The following is a 17204-nucleotide window of genomic DNA, read 5'->3' on the forward strand; positions in this document are numbered from 1 at the left end:
AGGCAGCCGCCAAGCTGACGCCGCGGCGGGTCGTACTGCAGGCACGCCTTCTCCGTCCCTGGCGGGGAAGGCAGGCCTCTGCGGTGGGCGAACTGTTCAGTCGATATGCGAGTGCGCCGATATATGGGCGCTCACGAGGGGGTTCACCGCCTCGGCGAACTCGATGAAGAAGCCGTGTCTTCCGCCTGCGGTGATCTCCAGACGGGCTCCGGGGATCCGCTCGGCCAGGAGGGTCGCGTTCTCTGTGGGATTCATCCTGTCGTCATCGCCATGGAGGACCAGTGTGGGTGCGGTTGTCTGAGGTAGGAGGTCCCAGGCGTCGTGGCCGGCACTCGTGCGGCGATGGGCTGCCTGCTCTCTCGCGCTCATGGTGTCGTCGCCAAGGACGAGGCTGTCCTCGGGACCGCGCACATGGGAGGGGGAGAAGAAGAGCTCGCGGAGGATCTCGTGACGCTGCTCAGGCCCCGCCGCCCGGAGCTCCTGCTGGACCTCGGGCGCCTGGGGGACGGAATGCGGTCCTCCTGGAGTGGTGCAGGCCAGCACCAGGGCGGTGACGCGCTCGCCGGCGGTCGCTGCGAGGACCTGGGCGATCCTGCCGCCCATGGAGGTGCCGTAGACCGCTGTGCGGGGGATGCCGAGGCAGTCGAGGACGCTGCGTGCGTCGTCAGCGAAGCCCGCAGTCGTCCACTTCCCGATGGGGCCTCGGCTGCGGCCGGTTCCCCGGTAGTCGAAGGTGACCACGCGGAACTGTCGGTCGAAGTGCGCGCGCACCGGATCCCACCACACATGTGAGTTGGCCTGCCCCTGCAGCAGGAGCAGCGGCTTCCCGTCAGCAGGTCCCGAGGTCTGTGCGGCCAGCTGGAAGCCGTCTTCTGTGTGACAGACGATTTCCTTCACAGGAAGCCTCCTGGGTCAGCGGTGGATGTGGTCATCTCATTCTGCACGTTCCGCGGGAGCGGGACTGGTGCAGGAGATGGGCGCGGCACCCGGATCAGTGCGCGCTGAACAGAGTGGAGACGAGGAGTGCGTAGCCGGCGGTGCCACCGGCGATGCTCAGGAGCATGTTCGCCTTCCAGAGGTGCAGGGCGATGGTGACGAGCACTCCGATGAAGGCCGGGGTGACGCTGCTTGCGTCGATGAGGTCGACGTGCCGGAGGGTGTAGACGGTGAGGATCACCATCACTCCGACCGGGATGCGCTCTGCGAGGTAGGGCAGAAGTCTGCTGCTGCGCAGCGGAGCGAGGAGCGCGAACGGCAGGGCGCGCAGCCCCCAGGTCACCGCGGCGGCGAGCAGGGTGACGGCGAGGAGGTACTGGACGTCATCCACGGCGGGCCCTCCATCCCTTCCATGCGTACGAGATGAGCAGCACGGCCACGAAGACGCCCATCGCGGGGAGGATCATGGCATCGCCGGCGAATACGGCGAAGAACAGCGCACAGGTCAGGGCGAGCAGTGGGATCGGTACGGAGCGGCGGACGCGGTAGGCATCGATGCCGAGGACGAGGAAGAACGCGGTGATCGCGAAGTCCAGCCCCATGACGCTGGGCGGGATGAGGGAACCGGCGAGCACACCGATGGTCGCGCTGACGACCCAGTTCACATAGAACACCGATTGGATGCCGAGGATGCGTGCGCCTGTCCATGTGCGGGCCTGGGGGTGCGCGGTCAGTGCCCAGGCCTCGTCGCACAGGATGTATGTGCTCAGGATGCGGAGGCCGCGGGAGCGGATCTGCCGGAGCGGGAACGAGAGTGCGTAGAAGACGTGGCGGAAGTTCACCAGCAGCGTCGTCATCGCCACCGAGGCCAGCGGTGCGGCCGCGACGATCATGCCCACCAGCAGGAACTCCAGCGATCCGGCGAAGATCACGGCGGTGAACAGCGGGGCCGTCCACCACGGCAGGCCCGACTGTGAGATGAGTACGCCCAGCGCCATGCCCAGGGGTGCCATCGCGATGCCGGCAGGCAATGCGATGCGGACGCCCGCGAGGGCTTCCCGGGTGCGGCTCGAGGCAACTGGCGCGGCAGGGCTGATGATGGATTCTTGCACAACACAATCATAGGAAGCGCCTTGCGAACGATGGTTGCCGATCTGCGTTGAGGGAGTGCATGATCTGCAATATGAGAGAACCGGATACGCTTGATCACGCAATCATCGGTCAGCTGCAGGTCGACGGTCGCATGAGCAATCTCGACCTGGCCCGGAGCGTGGGCCTGACTCCCGCGCCATGCCTGCGCCGGGTGCGGCGGCTCGAGGCCGATGGCGTGATCGCGGGTTACCGTGCTGTCATCGATCACGAGAAGCTGGGGCGTCGTCTGGAGGTCACCGCGGCCGTCGAGGTCAGGAGCACCGACACGCAGACGATCGAGGAGTTCGAGCGGGCTGTCGTGGCCTTCGACGAGGTGGTCGAGGCGAGGAAGGTCTTCGGGAATCCGGACTACTTCCTGCGGATCGTGGTGCGCGATGTGGAAGAGTACGAGCAGTTCCAGATGCAGAAGCTCACCGCGCTGCCGGCGGTCTTCCGGGTCGACTCGCACCAGACGATGAAGCTCCTCAAGAGCTGAATGCCGCATCTGGACTTCAGGCGCATCCCTTCATCTGTCCCCGTGGGTGCGGGGTGGGAGGGGCGAATGCACGACGTTGTGAGTGTGATGTTGGAGGTTCTTCCAATGCCCCTCAAGTGTGAAATTCCTAACGTTGCGCAAACAGGCCCGTCCGGGCCCGCCCGCAGGATCACGGAGAAGCGCGGAGAAGCCGCTGCACAGGGGGAGCGAGACGGTATGAGGCAATCCGCGACGGTCTCGGAGGCAGTTGCAGCTGTGGTCGCCGCCCACAGTGATGTGGTCTTCAGCCTGATGGGCAATGGCAACGCCCATCTCGTCGCCGCCCTCACTGCAAACGGTCACCGAGTCGTCAACGTCCGTCATGAGGCGGCGACCGTGATGGCGGCCGAAGGCTATCAGCTGTCGACGGGCCGGATTCCCACTGCGTCCACGACATACGGCGCGGGCTTCGCGAATATGCTGACGTCACTCGCCGAGGCGCGTTTCGCTCGAATCCCGATGGTGATCGTCGTCGGAGCCGCTCCGACCACTGGGCCGAGGGCGATCGACTTCGATCAGGACACTGTTGCCGCCGGTTTCCACGTCCCGACGCTGCTGGTCTCACGTTCAGACGCCGGCGCAGTCACTCGCAGGGCATATGCCATTGCGCGTCGGGACAGGGTTCCGGTCATCGTCGCTCTGCCATACGATCTCGTCGACAGTCCTGTGGTCGAACCCGGCGCCGGCGATGATATCGGTCTGCCCTTGCCTCCTCAGGAGGAAGTGCTGCGGGACCATGAGATTGAAGACCCGCAGAAGGTGACCGCGGAACAGGCACAGGATATCGTCGCCGCGCTGAGGAGCGCGCAGCGTCCTCTCATCCTGGCCGGGCAGGGCGCAGTCGTTGCCGAGGCCGGCTCGAGTCTGCGAGAGATCGGTGATCGGATCGGTGCATTGTTCGCCACCTCGGTTGCGGCGAGCGGACTGTTCGACTCGGAGTGGGATCTGGGAATCGTAGGAGGCTTCGCTTCACCCCGTGCGGCTGACTTCGCCCGCGAGGCGGATGTCGTACTCGTGGCGGGTGCCAGTCTCAACCTCTACCAGATGCGATACAACCAGCTGCTAAGCGGAGCACACACGATCATCCAGGTGGACACTGTGTCGGGGCCGACCAATCCACAGGTCACACGATTCTGCCGCGCAGATGCCGCCGATGCGGCGTACGCGATTCTCGAAGGACTGGGAGAGGGGAGTCTTCCGGGGTGGCGGGCAGTGATCGACCGGCCTTTGACCGGCGACGATGACTACAGCGGAGCCGATTTCGGTCCCGATGGCAGGCTCGACCCCCGTGCCGTGATGATGGCCCTCAACGAGATGCTGCCTCGAGAGCGCGCCATCACCCAGGACACCGGCCATTTCATGACCTGGGCGACGAGGCATCTCGACGGTCCGGACACGCGGGGGAAGATCCTGCCCGGGGTGGCGCTGCAGGTCATCGGTCTGGGCGTCGGATCGGTGATCGGCGTCGCGGCGGGAAATCCAGATCGTCTTCCTGTCCTTGTGACGGGCGATGGGGGTCTCGCGATGGAGCTCAACGAGCTGGACACTCTGGTTCGCGAGACTCGGTCCTGTCTGGTCGTCGTCATCAATGACGACGCCTACGGGATGGAGGTTCACCAGTACGGTGACCGAGGAGCAGGGTTGGACATGACGGCCATGCGATTCCCGGAGATGAACTTCGCCGCCATCGCAAGAGCGGTGGGCGGAGACGGCGTGAAGGTTCGCACAATGGATGACCTCAAACGGGTACGGGAGTGGCTCGAGGACGGGGCCGAAGGCCTGTTCATCGCTGATGTCAACGTGTCGAAGGAGGTGGTCGCCGACTGGCTCGATCTGAGCAACCGCTACAACGGCTATACCGAATGACCAGGTGCGTAGAGACAACACAGGTCCGCGGTCGGAAGCTGCGCTGACATCGCCGGACACGGGGCGCGGCGGAGGGGGATGAGAACGATGTGTTCCACCATGACTGCAATCGTCGTCGATGGCCCCGACCAGACGATGAGCGTCGAGCGCATTCCCGTTCCGAGGCCTCTCCGGGGCGAGGTTCTGATTCGAGTGGCTGCGTGCGGGGCCTGCCATACCGATCTGCATGTGATGAGAGGCGAATACGCCTTCCCCTATCCGTGCGTCCTCGGCCATGAGGTCGCCGGGCAGGTAGTGGAGCTGGGCGAGGGTGTTGACCACCTCGCTGTGGATGATCGAGTGGTCGCGAGCTTCGTGATGCCGTGTGGAATGTGTGGTCCGTGCGCCAGGGGGGACGACAATCTGTGCGAACGATTCTTCGGCCTCAATCGTGCACGGGGGGTGCTCTACGACGGAACGACACGGCTGCGTCGTTCGGGCGGCGAGGAACTTGCCATGTTCTCAGCGGCAGGACTCGCCGAATACTCGGTCATTCCTGCAACCTCGGTCTTCAGGGTCCCGGACAGCGTGCCGCTGGAGTCTGCCAGCATCCTCGGGTGCTCTCTTCTCACCGCCTATGGTGCTGCGCGACACGCGGCCGATCTGAGAGCAGGCCAGACCGTTGCCGTCGTTGCAGCGGGAGGGGTGGGCCTGGGCATCATTCAACTTGCGAAGATCTTCGGTGCAAGCCGAATCATTGCCATCGACATCGGACCTGACAAACTCGAAACAGCCAGCCGCCTCGACGCCTCGGAGGTCATCGACGTCTCTGACCGCGACCCGGTGGGGCGGGTTCGCGAACTCACCTCGGGCAAGGGCGTCGATGTGGCTTTCGAGGCCCTCGGGACGCCGCGCACTCTCGAGCAGGCATTCATGATGACCGCCGACGGCGGTACAACCGTACTGGTCGGTGTCGGGTCAGGAGACGCTGCCGCCTCCATACCACTGACCCATCTGCTCCGGCATCAGGTGCGGATCATCGGTTCCTATGGCGGCCGTCCGCGGACCGACATGCCCCTTCTGCTCGATATGGCGGCGTCCGAACAGTTCGACCTCGACTCCAACATCAGTCTGAGGAGACCGCTGACCGAAGCAGAATCGGTGTACAGCGCGCTCGCTGCGGGATCCATCACCGGTCGCGCGATTCTCACGAGCGTCAGCTGAGCCTCGAGGTGTGTCTGAGAAGATGCACCAGTGGGTGGGTGCTCATCCTCGCCGGTGACGCGCCAGTGGAACCCGCTCACTTTCGGTGTTTCGGCAATGGTGAATGTTGCCAGGGGCATGATTATTCGAAATATGAGGGATATTCAAAGCTCATTCTGAGCAGCTCCAGGCCAAGCGCGGCAGATGGTGCGGCCCTTCGGGCCTGTGGCGCCTGTCACTCCCACCATGAGTCCGAAGAGCCGCATCATCGGGTGCGTCACTTCATCGGCCCCCCGTGCTTCCGAGATGGGACGAACGTACGACGTTGTGAGTGTGATGTTGGAGGTTCTTCCAATGCCCCTCAAGTGTGAAATTCCTAACGTTGCGCACACAGGCCCATCCGGGCCCGCCCACACGATCACGGAGAAGCCATGGCGGACGACCAGTCACCCGATATGCCAGCCGACCGGGGACTCCCATCCCACCAGATGCTGATCGGCGGCGACTGGTGCGATACCGAAACCGGAGCGCGGCTCACCACCGTCAACCCGTACACGGGAGAGGCCTGGGCGATGGTTCCCGACGGCCGCCCCGGTGACGTCGATGCGGCCGTTGCCGCGGCCTCGGCGGCGTTGACGGGTCAGTGGGGTTCCCTGACGGCGACCCGGCGCGGAGGACTCATGCGTCGGCTCGCAGACCTTCTCCGCGAGCGAGGCCCAGAGCTGGCGAGGATCGAGTCGAGGGACAATGGCAAGCTGCTGCGTGAGACGTCTGGGCAGCTCGACTCTCTGCCCGACTGGTATGACTATTTCGGCGGCCTTGCGGACAAGCTCGAAGGTGCCACGCCGCCGGCGACCAAGCCGGATCTCTTCACCTATACCCGCCATGAGCCTGTGGGAGTGGTGGGAGCGATCCTGCCGTGGAATAGTCCCCTCCTCCTCATGAGCTTCAAGGTCGCCCCTGCGCTCGCTGCCGGATGCACCGTCGTCGTCAAGCCGTCGGAGCAGACCCCGGTCTCCACCCTCGAGTTCGCCCGGCTCTTCGAGGAGGCGGGTTTCCCTCCCGGCGTCTTCAACGTGGTGACCGGCGGGCGAGAAGTGGGTGCGCGTATCGCATCGCACCCGGATGTCGCGAAGGTGGCGTTCACCGGGTCGACGGAAGCCGGCGTGCAGGTCATGAGATCCGCCGCGGACCACGTCGCCAGGGTGACTCTCGAGCTGGGCGGCAAATCGCCCAACATCGTCTTCGGCGATGCAGATCTGGAAGCGGCGACCAGCGGTGTGCTGGCGGGCATCTTCGCAGCCACGGGACAGACTTGCATCGCCGGCAGCCGGCTGCTGGTCCACAGGTCGGTGCACGAGGCTCTGCTGGAGAAGGTCGTCGCCCGTGCTCGCACCATCGTGCTGGGAGACCCGGCGGCGCCGGAGACGGAGATGGGCCCGTGCGCCACCGCTGAGCAGCTGGCGAAGGTGGAGGGCTTCGTCGATCGTGCGCGCGCTGATGGGCTGACAGTGCTGAGCGGAGGGCGGCGACCGGAAGACGCCGCCCTGGCTCGGGGCTACTTCTACGAACCCACGATCGTCACGGGCGCGAGCAGCGATCACGAGATCGCCCGGGAAGAGATCTTCGGGCCCGTCCTCACCGTCATCCCCTTCGACACGGAGGAGGAGGCAGTCGCGATCGCGAATGACACCCGATTCGGGCTGGGGGCCGGTGTGTGGACCTCGGACGTCAAGCGCGCCCACCGGGTGGCTCATGCGATCAGAGCGGGAAGCGTCTGGGTCAACTGCTACCGCATGCTCACCTACAACATGCCGTTCGGGGGCTACGGCATGAGCGGCACGGGACGGGAGAACGGACTGGAGGCGATCCGCGAGTACACGGAGACGAAGGGTGTGTGGATCAACCTCTCCGGGGAATCGCGTGACCCCTTCGTCATGGGCTGAGTCGCCACCGCACGCAAGACACGTACTCGATAAGGAGAACGACATGACAGCGACTCCGGACATTCCGACGACCAGCCGCGCCGCAGTGGTGACGGAGTTCGGCAAGCCCCTGGAGATCCGGGAGGTCCCCATACCCGAACCGCCTGCCGGTGCTCTCATCGTGAAGATCGAGGCTGCCGGCATCTGCGGGACGGACGTCCATGTGGCCGACGGGTCCGCAGCCGCGAGCCAGCCGATCGAGCTGCCGATCATCCCGGGACACGAGATGGTGGGGCGCATCGTGCGCTTCGGCGAGGACGCTGAGCGGGATTCTGCGGGGCAGGAGCTCGCGCTGGGCGACCGCATCGTCTTCACCCACTCCGCATGCGGTCGCTGCTTCCACTGCACCGTCACGAAGCAGCCGGGGCTGTGCAGGGAACGCATCATGTACGCGTTCACGAGCTGCGCGAGGGAACCGTACCTCACGGGCGGATTCGCCGAGTACTGCTACGTATTCCCCACATCCGGGCGGATCCGCGTACCCGATGAGGTGGACACGGAGTGGGCGACAGCGGCCAGCTGCGCGCTGCGATCTGTCGTCACCTCGTTTCAGCGGCTCGGGACGATCGAGCCGTGGGAGAACGTCGTCATCCAGGGTTCGGGGCCGCTCGGACTGTTCGCGACTGCGATGGCGAGTGTGGCCGGTGCGAATCAGATCATCGTCATCGGAGACCCGGAGTCCCGTCTGGCGCTGGCCCGCCGGTGGGGCGCGACATCGACGATCTCCGTCGGGGAGCACCCGACTGCAGAAGAGCGGGCGCAGATCGTGCAAGACCTCACGGGGGGCGCGGGTGCGGACATCGTCATGGAGTTCTCCGGTGCACGCACGGCCTTCGCAGAGGGCCTCGATCTCATCCGCGACGGCGGCCGCTATGTGGTCACCGGACAGATGGGCCCGCAGGAGGTGACGATCACACCGGTGACGATCACGCGAAGGCACCTCACGATACTGGGCTCATGGTCAGGTGAGGCCGCACAGTACTGGCGGGCTTTGGAATTCATGCGGATCCACCGCGAACGCTTCGATTTCGGTGCCATGATCACGGGCCGCTACCACCTCGACCAGGCCAACGAAGCGATGGAGAGGATGCAGCGCTTCGAAGAGATCAAGCCGATCATCCTCCCGACTCTGTCGACCGATGTGCATGACCAGGCAGATGTCTCGCTCGAATGATCGTGATGCCGGTGCGACTCCTCCCGCGCCGAAGTCAGCGAATCCGATATCAGCGGTCAAGGACGACCGCTCCTTCTGAAGGGCAGAGAGCCATGACTTTCCACTCGATCGAAATGCCGATGAATACCCGTCGATCCCGAGGGGTCGCACGGCAGCCACGATTGGCTCTCGCGGCTGCCGCTGCCGTGGCCGGAGTGCTCAGCATGTCAGGATGCAGCGCTGTCGCCGGTAGTGACGAGAGCGGGACGAGTGCCGCGGGGGACTGCGATGTGGCACCGGATTTTCCCATCGGTCCGATCGAGCTGGTCGTCCCCTATGCCGCGGGCGGTGGCACGGACTCCGTGTCGCGCATTCTCGCCGAGGGTATGGCGGAGCGACTCGGCACGCAGGTGAACGTCCTGAATCAACCTGGTGGAGGCGGAGCCATCGGCTACCAGAGAGTCGCGAGCCAAGCACCGGACGGACAGACTCTCGTCATGGCGGTCTCCGACCTCGGTATGCTCCACTGGCTGGGACTGAGCGACATCACTCCCGATGATCTCAGCCCGGTCGCCCAAGTGAATGCCGACCCCGCAGGGATCACCGTCGCAGCGGACGCGGAGTGGGACACGCTGCAGGACCTCCTCGACGATGTTGAGTCCGATCCCGGTGGCCTGGTGGCGTCCGGGGTGGGCCAGGGAGGGATCTGGCATGCTGCGCTGCTCGGTTTCCTCATGAGCGCAGATCTGCCGGCAGATGCGATCCGGTGGGTGCCCTCGGACGGAGCCGCTCCGGCACTGCAGGAGGTGGTCGCAGGAGGCGTGGACGTCGTGACGGCGAGCCTCGCCGAGGGGCGCACCCTGCACGACTCGGGGGATGTCAGGGCACTCGCCGTCATGGCCGATGAGCGGGACCCGAACTTCCCGGATGTGCCCACCGTAGAGGAAGCGGTGGGAATCGACTACGAGATGACGGTGTGGCGGGGACTCCTGGGCCCCGAGGGCATGGCTGAGGAAGTCGTCCAGGAGCTGGACTGCACAGTGGCCCAGGTGGTTGAAAGTGATGACTTCATCGAGTTCATGGACAGTTCGGGGCTGCTGATCAACTACCGATCCACCGAGGACTTCAGCACATTCCTGCGGGAGGACGATGAGGCAAAGGGCACGATCCTGGAAGAGGCGGGGCTCACATCATGAGTGAGACCGCGGATTCTCGGTCTCCAGGCGTTGAGGGCTCCGGTGCCCAGAGTGCTGGGGACTCGGCGAACAGTGACCGCCACGGTGACCGATGGCTGGGGGCCTGCGCGGTGATCATCGGAATTGCGGTCCTGATGTATTCGATCGGTCTGCCTACGCTGGGCGACGGCGCCCCGGGACCGGGGCTGTTCCCCGGAATCGCCGGCGCAGTGATGGCGGTGGCGGGAATGGTGCTCCTCCTCAGGGGCTTCCGCCTGCGATCAGCAGCCGATGGCGAAGGCGTCGTTTCGCCGGAGAGTGCGCTGGGCGAGGGTGAAGTGCATACGATCACGTCCTCGGCGTGGTTGCGGATCGGGCTCGTTCTCGGAGCGATCGCGATCTACGCCCTGACGGTGGAGCTCTTCGGCTTCCTGCTCACGATGTCCGCCATCGTCTTCGCGATCACCAAGGTGTTCGGTGGCTCGTGGGTGCGGTCGGCGGTCACCGGAGTCGTGACTGCAGGTGGCTTGTGGCTGTTCTTTGTCCACATGCTTCTCGTGCGGCTTCCCCAAGGGGTGTTCAGCTGGTGATCGAGAATCTTTCCATCGCCGTCCAGACCGTACTGGATCCTGCCACTCTTATGGTGGTCGTCGTCGCCGGAGCATTCGGTCTCGTCGTCGGCTCGCTGCCGGGACTCACTGCGACCCTGGCGACGGCGCTCATGGTGCCCTTCGCCTTCTTCCTCGAGCCGATTCCGGCGATTGCTTCCATCATCTCGATGTCGGCCATGGCGATCTTCGCCGGAGACGTTCCCGGAGCGCTGCTGCGCATACCGGGGACCCCTTCCAGCGCCGCATACACGAACGACGCCTATGCACTCACGCAGAGAGGGAAGGGCCCACTGGCGTTGGGCCTGTCCTTGACGTCGTCAGTGATTGGCGGCATCGCCGGAATCTTTGCGCTCATCGTCCTGGCGCCGCTCCTCGGCAAGCTCGCGATGAACTTCACGTCGTACGAGTACTTCTGGGTGGCGGTGCTGGGCCTGACTGCGTCGGTCATCGTCTCCTCCGGCAGCCAGGTAAAAGGGGCTGTCGCACTGATGCTCGGACTTCTCCTCTCCACAGTGGGTCTTGACATCTCCATGGGAGTCCCCCGGTTCACGTTCGGTGAGGACGAGCTTCTCAGGGGCATCAACTTCATCCCCGCGATGATCGGTCTGTTCGGGGTCGCGGAGATACTCCGCGGAATCGTCGGCGGTACCGGGACGCACCGGATCCCGGGCTTTCAGGGGAAGGGATTCGCACGGGAGACCGTGTCAGCGCTGTGGCGGCACAAGAGAGCGCTCGGAACCGGGAGTGCGGTGGGTTCGTTCGTGGGGGCGCTTCCTGGTGCAGGGGCGGACATCGCCGCCTGGATCGCCTATGCCTTCACCAAGCGCGGTCGAAGGAGAGTGCGTGCGAACACGGTCGGCGATGCGGCGGAGCTCGATGATCTGACCCGGCCGATCGTCGGTGCGAGCAGTGCGAACAATGCGGGGTTGAGTTCCGCGTTCATTCCCACCCTCGCCTTCGGAATACCCGGTGACACGATCACGGCGATCCTGCTGGGCGTGCTTCTCGTCAAAGGGATCATCCCTGGTCCTCAGCTGTTCACCGGCGACGTTTCGACGCTGTACTCGATCTACTTCGTATTCCTCATCTCCATCCTCGTGCTGCTGCCGCTGGGCTATCTGCTGATTCGACTGAGCCACAACGTGCTGCGGATACCACGCGAGATCTTGACGTCTGTGATCATCGCCGTGTGCATCGTGGGCTCTTATGCGGTGAACAGCAGCAACTTCGAGGTGCTGCTGATCCTGGGCTTCGGTGTGGTGGGCTTTGCGCTGGAGAGATGGGGCGCACCGCTGGCTCCTGTGGTGCTGGGTCTGGTGCTCGGCCCGATCGTCGAACGCAATTTCATGCAGAGCGTCATCAAGACGGAATGGGATCTTTTCCAGTTCTTCACCCGGCCGATCAGCGCAGCGCTGGTGATCGCAACGCTTCTTCTGCTGTTCGCGCCGATGCTGTTGAGAATGCTCCGTCGACTGCTCGCTTCACGCAAGCGATCCGTCGGTGCAGAGTGCGACTGACGTGACGTCTCCTCACCACGTTCAATCATCACGTGAAAAGGATGGATATGAGAATCTTCGAGTCGTTCGCCAACGCCCTCCTCGAGCATGGAGTGAACCCTCTCTTCGGCTTGATGGGCGATACGAACATGGTCTACGTCGGCGACTATCTGGAACGCGGTGGCCGGTTCGTCGGTGCGGCCCATGAGGCGAGTGCGGTGGGCATGGCAAACGCCTGGTCGCAGGCGACGGGCGAAATCGGAGTCGCGACCGTCACATGCGGGCCCGGGATCGCCAACACATTCACCTCGCTCGTCGAAGCCGTCAAGAATCGCAGTCGGGTGCTCGTCCTCACCGGTGACGCACCGTTGGAACCCACCCACTTCCAGCAGCTCGACATCCCGACGATGGTGAATGCTGCAGGTGCCGGGTACGTCGAAGTGCTGGAGCCCGGGCAGACGATCCGCACGCTCAACCGAGCACTCCAGCGGGTGGTCGCGGAGCGTCGGCCCATCGTCATGAACCTGCCCCAGCACATGATGATGTTGGAGGCCGGGGAGCAACAGGCCACAGCGGTGCCCATTGCTCCTGCAGATGCAGAAGCACGAGGGGATGCCGTGGAAGAAGCCCTTGCCCTCATCCTCGGAGTGCGCAAACCGCTCATCCTCGCAGGACGAGGGGCCGTGGCAGCGAATGCACGCACAGTGCTCGAAACGCTCGCAGAACGGCTCGGAGCGCCGCTTGCCACGACGGTGCTTGCAAAAGATCTGTTCGCGGGGCACCCTCACAATGTCGGGATCTTCGGAAACCTCAGCCATTCCGCCGGAGGGGAGACGATCGGTGAAGCCGACTGCATCATCGCATTCGGCGCCTCGCTCAATGCCTATACGACCTTCCACGGCGAGATCACGGATGGGAGGAGAGTCGTGCAGATCGATGCCGATCCTGCGGCGTTCGGCGCGTACATTCCGGTTGATGCTGCGGTGACCGGCGATGCCGACGGTGTGGCTCGCGCGCTCCTTGCTCTGCTGGATGAGGCGGAGCACGTGCCGCAGCAGGGTTGGATCGGGACGGTGGAGAAGCGATTGGCCGCTCGGGACGCCGCCGCAGAGTTCAAGGACGCGTCCACTGAGGAGCACATCGATGTCCGGACAGCCAGCATCCGCCTGAATGAGGTTCTCCCGCGTGATCGCAATGTGGTCAGTGACATCGGCCGCTATGTCCACGCGGCATGGCCGCATATCGCAGCTTCGGACCCCCGCAGCTTCATCACGATGGGGGCGTTCGGGTCGGTGGGACTCGGACTGGCTGGAGCGCTGGGCATGGCTGTGGCACGTCCCGAGGTCCCTACAGTCTGTGTGATCGGGGACGGGGGCTTCATGATGAACCCGACGGAACTGGCAACCGCCGTGCGCGAGCGGATGCCGCTCGTCGTGGTGCTCTATGACGATGCGGGTTACGGGTTCGAGTGGCACAAGCTCAAGAACTTCGGTTCGGACCCCGCCCACTCGCTCATCGCCTGGCCGGACCTCGCAGGCGTCGCGCGCGGCCTGGGAGCTGACGCCGTGGACGTGCGAAGCATTGCAGAGATCGACGCGCTATCAGACCGGCTGGTGAATCTCACTCGTCCGCTGGTCGTCGTGGTGAAGGTCGATCCCACGGTCGACATCGTCCCGTGAAGATGGCCGGTGGACGTGCTGTGAAATGCAGACGCTGGGCTGAGCCGTCTCATGGGGCCCACGCAAGGCCTGTGGTTCGCGGGCGCAGAAGCCGGCTTCGGCTCAACCCAGCTGGTCCTCCAGCGCCCGGCCGAGGACGCGGGCGGCCTCGGGGAACGCTCCGGGGTTCGGGCCCGCGTAGTTGAGCCGTAGGAAGCGCCCGGCCGGTTCCTGTGGGAACCATGCATCGCCCCCGGCCAGGAGCACGCCGCGCTCCTCGCAGTCGCGGATGAGCCGGTGCAGATCCACCGCCTCGGGCAGCTGCAGCCAGAGGTTGAGCCCGCCGTGCGGCACGAGCGCGAGGTGCGCGGACGGAACATGCTCGCGCAGCGCGCCCACCAGCAGATCGCGCCTCTCCGCCAGTTGGCGCCTCACTCCGCCGAGGTGCGTGCGCCACCCCGGCTGCGTCACGACATCCAGCGCCGCGGCCTGCAGGACCCCGCTCACATACATCGACTGCGCCTCCGCCTCGGCGGCGATCCGCTCCCGTGCCGGCCCACGCGCGATCAGCCCCGCCACCCTCACTGCCGGGGAGACGCTCTTCGTCAGCGATCGCAGGTATACGACATGTCCGGCGTCATCGCGAGCGGCCAGCGGCGAAGTCTCGGCGGATACGGCGAAATCGCGCGCCCAGTCGTCCTCGACGAGGAACGCCCGATGTCTGCGCACGATCTTCAGCACCCTCTCGGCGAGGTCGGTCGACCACAGTGCGCCGGTGGGATTCGCGAACGACGGCTGGGCATACAGGACGCGCGCGCCGGTCCGGGCGAGGGCGCGGTCGAGCTCTTCCGGATCGGGTCCGTGCGGCCCTCCCGCGATGGGGATGAGTCGCACCCCGGTCTGCTGTGCCGCCAAGATCGCACCCCAATAGGTGGGCGACTCGATGAGGACGGGTCCGCCCGTACCAGCCAGTGCACGGAACACCGCGCTGAGACCGCTCTGACTGCCCGGCAGAACCACGGCATCGCTCGCTGCCGGGGGCGTGAGGCCCGAGGGCACAGCTGTCCCGAGCTCCGAGGCGAACCATGCGCGCAGCTCGGGCAGTCCCGCTGACGGCGGCCGCGATACTGCCGCTTCACCGCGCGAGGCACGCACCAGAGCCGCGCGCACCAGCCGCTCCGGCAGCAGTTCCCTGTCCGGATAGCCGGCGTGCAGTGCGACCGCCTCGGCGGGTGCGCTGCGCAATGCGGACGACGCCGCCGAGGCGTGGGGAGCCGAATCGGCCTGTTCCGGAGGCCTCTGCGCGGCAATGCCGGACGCGGCTGCTCCCAGCGCCGTGGTCTGCCAGCCGTAGTCGTGCGGTCGCGCCCTCCGCACCGGACGGACGAAGGTCCCCGCCCCCGGACGTGACTCCACGAGCCCCTGCGCGGCGAGCGAACGCAGTGCCTTCTGGACGGTGACGGGGCTCGCCCCGTGCTGGGCGACGAGCGAGCGCGTCGAAGGCAGTCGGGTACCCGGCGGGGCTTCTTCGATCCACCGGCGAAGCTCGTTCGCGATCCGGTCACTGCTACCATGATTCATGAAGATACATGATAGCGCTACTCAATCAATGGCGAGACCGCTTTCCTCCACTCTCGGAGTGGTCGGTCCTGGGGTTCGCCCGCACAGCGGCCTCCTGTGGGGCCTCCTGGGCGTGACCGGCTTCTCCTTCACGGTTCCCCTCACCCGCCTCGCGGTCGAGGGAGGGCACATGTCGCCGCTGTTCACGGGCGCCGGCCGAGCCGTCATCGCGGCGGTCCTCGCGGCTCTCGTCCTTGCGCTCACCCGCCAGCCGTTTCCGCGCGGCCGGCAGTGGGGTCAGGTCGCGGTGGTCTCCGGCGGCGCCGTCGTGGGGTTCCCCCTCCTCACCTCCTATGCGCTCACCACCGCACCGGCCGGTCATGGAGCGGTGGTGATCGCGCTCCTGCCTGCGGCGACGGCAGTCATCGCCGCACTCCGGACGCGGGAGCGCCCGCGAGCGGCCTTCTGGATCGCTGCCTCGTGTGGTGCTCTCGCCGCAGCGGCATTCGCAGCGGTCCAGGGAGGCGGCCTCGGCGGCTTCCATCGCTCGGATCTGCTCCTGTTCGCCGCCGTCCTCGCCTGTGCGATCGGCTACGCCGAGGGCGGCGTCCTCGCACGCAGCCTGGGCTCCTGGCAGACCATCTCCTGGGCCCTCGTGCTCGCTTCACCGCTCACGCTCATACTCACCGCCGCTGCGATTGCGCTGCACCCACCGCGCGGCACGGCGCTCGAATGGGGTGCCTTCGCCTATCTCTGTCTCGTGAGCATGTTCCTGGGCTTCTTCGCCTGGTACCGCGGTCTCGCCGTCGGACCCATGTCGCAGGTGAGCCAGGTCCAGCTCGCCCAGCCCGTCATGAGCATCTGCTGGGCCGCTCTCCTTCTGCACGAGCAGCTGACGTGGACGACCCTCCTCGGCGGCGTAGCCGTCATTGGGTGTGCGCTCCTCGCGGTGCGGGTGCGGGCGTGAGAGCTGGGAGGTTCTGACGGTGCGGGCAGGCTGCAGGGTGCCTGCGCGGTCGAAACCTCCCGGAGGCGGGAGAGGCCGGCCCGCTCACTCCATGATCGTGATGCCCATGTGCGCGGCGAGCAGCGGAGTGAGCTGCGCGGCCTGCGCGGCGGAGACGAGGGTGCCGCGCAGGCTGTCGATCCCGGAGAGGGTGCCCAGCTCCGCACCGCGCAGGTCCACCCCGCTCAGCCGGGCGCCGTCGAGGACGAGCGCGCCGACAGTGCAGTCGCGGAAGGCCACGCGCTGTGCCTGGGCCTGAGTGAGGTCGAGCTCCTCGATGACGCAGTCGGCGAACAGGACATCGCTCAGCCGCGCACCCCGCAGGTTCAGCCAAGACAGCTTGCTGCCGGTGACCTCGACCGACTGCACGGACGCATCGAACATCTCCACCGCACCCAGGCGGGAATCCTTCAGGTGCACGTCTCGGAGCGTGGTGCGGCTCAGACCGAGGACCGGCGCATTCAGCCGCTCCGCCCGGACCTGGAGCAGGCGCGAGCCGCGCAGCTGCGCCTCATGGGCCTGGGCCTCCTCGAACTCGCACTCCGTGAACGAGGCCCCCGTGAGGTCTCTCTCCTCGAGGTCCGCGCCGACATAGCGCTGGAGCTCGTAGGCGCCTCCGGCCCGGAGCTCCGCGGCATCGCCCTCGTCCAGCGGGGGAAGGACCAGCTGTGCGATCCGCGGCGCGGAGCCCTCCCCTCCCTTCTTAGCAGTGCGCGGCCGGGACGTGCGTGCGGCCATGGGATCCTCCTGTCTGGGTGCTGGGTGCTGGGTGCTGGGTGCTGGGTGCTGGGTGCTGGGTGCTGGGTGCTGGGTGCTGGGTGCTGGGTGCTGGGTGCTGGGGGAGGTTCTGACGGTGCGGGCAGGGTGCAGGGTGCCTGCACGGTCAGAACCTCCCGGATGAGGGGGAGAG

The 17204-nt window shown here is 65.9% G+C and carries 15 protein-coding genes; 10 read left to right on the forward strand and 5 right to left on the reverse strand.

Features of this window, described 5'->3' with window-relative positions:
* Window positions 1-96 precede the first annotated feature (96 nt).
* The 3 genes from K318_RS0112765 to K318_RS0112775 all read right to left on the reverse strand — a co-directional run bounded on the left by K318_RS0112765 (window position 97) and on the right by K318_RS0112775 (window position 2048).
* Window positions 97-897: an alpha/beta fold hydrolase gene (locus K318_RS0112765; protein WP_029089766.1), complete on the reverse strand. Its 801-nt coding sequence runs from the start codon at window positions 895-897 to the stop codon at window positions 97-99.
* 94 nt (window positions 898-991) lie between these two features.
* Complete coding sequence (locus K318_RS0112770) at window positions 992-1327, reverse strand: branched-chain amino acid transporter permease (protein ID WP_029089767.1); 336 nt, start codon at window positions 1325-1327, stop codon at window positions 992-994.
* A complete protein-coding gene (locus tag K318_RS0112775; protein ID WP_211233330.1) occupies window positions 1320-2048 on the reverse strand; it encodes an AzlC family ABC transporter permease in 729 nt (242 codons plus the stop codon). Before K318_RS0112775 ends, K318_RS0112770 begins: the two co-directional genes overlap by 8 nt.
* 71 nt (window positions 2049-2119) lie before the next feature.
* Between K318_RS0112775 and K318_RS0112780 the strand changes: the two genes are divergently transcribed.
* From K318_RS0112780 to K318_RS0112820, 9 genes are all read left to right on the forward strand, one after another.
* Window positions 2120-2563, forward strand: coding sequence for an Lrp/AsnC family transcriptional regulator (locus K318_RS0112780; protein WP_035281904.1), 444 nt, complete (start codon window positions 2120-2122; stop codon window positions 2561-2563).
* Between the two features lie 216 nt (window positions 2564-2779).
* Window positions 2780-4468: a thiamine pyrophosphate-binding protein gene (locus K318_RS21750; RefSeq protein WP_035281906.1), complete on the forward strand. Its 1689-nt coding sequence runs from the start codon at window positions 2780-2782 to the stop codon at window positions 4466-4468.
* Window positions 4469-4567: 99 nt separating this feature from the next.
* Window positions 4568-5671: a zinc-binding dehydrogenase gene (locus tag K318_RS0112790; protein ID WP_029089770.1), complete on the forward strand. Its 1104-nt coding sequence runs from the start codon at window positions 4568-4570 to the stop codon at window positions 5669-5671.
* A gap of 410 nt (window positions 5672-6081) precedes the next feature.
* On the forward strand, window positions 6082-7596 hold the full coding sequence (locus K318_RS0112795) for an aldehyde dehydrogenase (protein WP_051297973.1): 1515 nt from the start codon (window positions 6082-6084) through the stop codon (window positions 7594-7596).
* A 43-nt stretch (window positions 7597-7639) separates the two neighbouring features.
* Window positions 7640-8809, forward strand: coding sequence for a zinc-binding dehydrogenase (locus K318_RS21755; protein ID WP_051297974.1), 1170 nt, complete (start codon window positions 7640-7642; stop codon window positions 8807-8809).
* 203 nt (window positions 8810-9012) lie between these two features.
* Entirely contained in the window at window positions 9013-9984 is a 972-nt protein-coding gene (locus tag K318_RS0112805; RefSeq protein ID WP_281170703.1) for a tripartite tricarboxylate transporter substrate binding protein, read from the forward strand.
* A gap of 110 nt (window positions 9985-10094) precedes the next feature.
* On the forward strand, window positions 10095-10553 hold the full coding sequence (locus K318_RS0112810; RefSeq protein WP_029089773.1) for a tripartite tricarboxylate transporter TctB family protein: 459 nt from the start codon (window positions 10095-10097) through the stop codon (window positions 10551-10553).
* Entirely contained in the window at window positions 10550-12091 is a 1542-nt protein-coding gene (locus K318_RS0112815; protein WP_029089774.1) for a tripartite tricarboxylate transporter permease, read from the forward strand. Before K318_RS0112810 ends, K318_RS0112815 begins: the two co-directional genes overlap by 4 nt.
* Before the next feature lie 47 nt (window positions 12092-12138).
* On the forward strand, window positions 12139-13749 hold the full coding sequence (locus K318_RS0112820) for a thiamine pyrophosphate-binding protein (RefSeq protein WP_029089775.1): 1611 nt from the start codon (window positions 12139-12141) through the stop codon (window positions 13747-13749).
* Between the two features lie 102 nt (window positions 13750-13851).
* Here K318_RS0112820 and K318_RS0112825 read toward each other — a convergent pair whose 3' ends face one another.
* Window positions 13852-15309: an aminotransferase-like domain-containing protein gene (locus tag K318_RS0112825; RefSeq protein ID WP_029089776.1), complete on the reverse strand. Its 1458-nt coding sequence runs from the start codon at window positions 15307-15309 to the stop codon at window positions 13852-13854.
* 28 nt (window positions 15310-15337) lie between these two features.
* On the opposite strand from K318_RS0112825, the gene K318_RS0112830 reads away from it, so the two are divergent.
* The gene (locus tag K318_RS0112830; RefSeq protein WP_051297976.1) at window positions 15338-16255 is read left to right on the forward strand and encodes a DMT family transporter; all 918 of its coding nucleotides are present in this window, start codon (window positions 15338-15340) and stop codon (window positions 16253-16255) included.
* 84 nt (window positions 16256-16339) lie between these two features.
* On the opposite strand, the gene K318_RS0112835 is transcribed toward K318_RS0112830, so the two are convergent.
* On the reverse strand, window positions 16340-17032 hold the full coding sequence (locus tag K318_RS0112835) for a pentapeptide repeat-containing protein (protein WP_029089778.1): 693 nt from the start codon (window positions 17030-17032) through the stop codon (window positions 16340-16342).
* Window positions 17033-17204: the final 172 nt, after the last annotated feature.

Source organism: Brevibacterium album DSM 18261, assembly GCF_000426445.1.
GTDB classification, from domain to species: domain Bacteria; phylum Actinomycetota; class Actinomycetes; order Actinomycetales; family Brevibacteriaceae; genus Brevibacterium; species Brevibacterium album.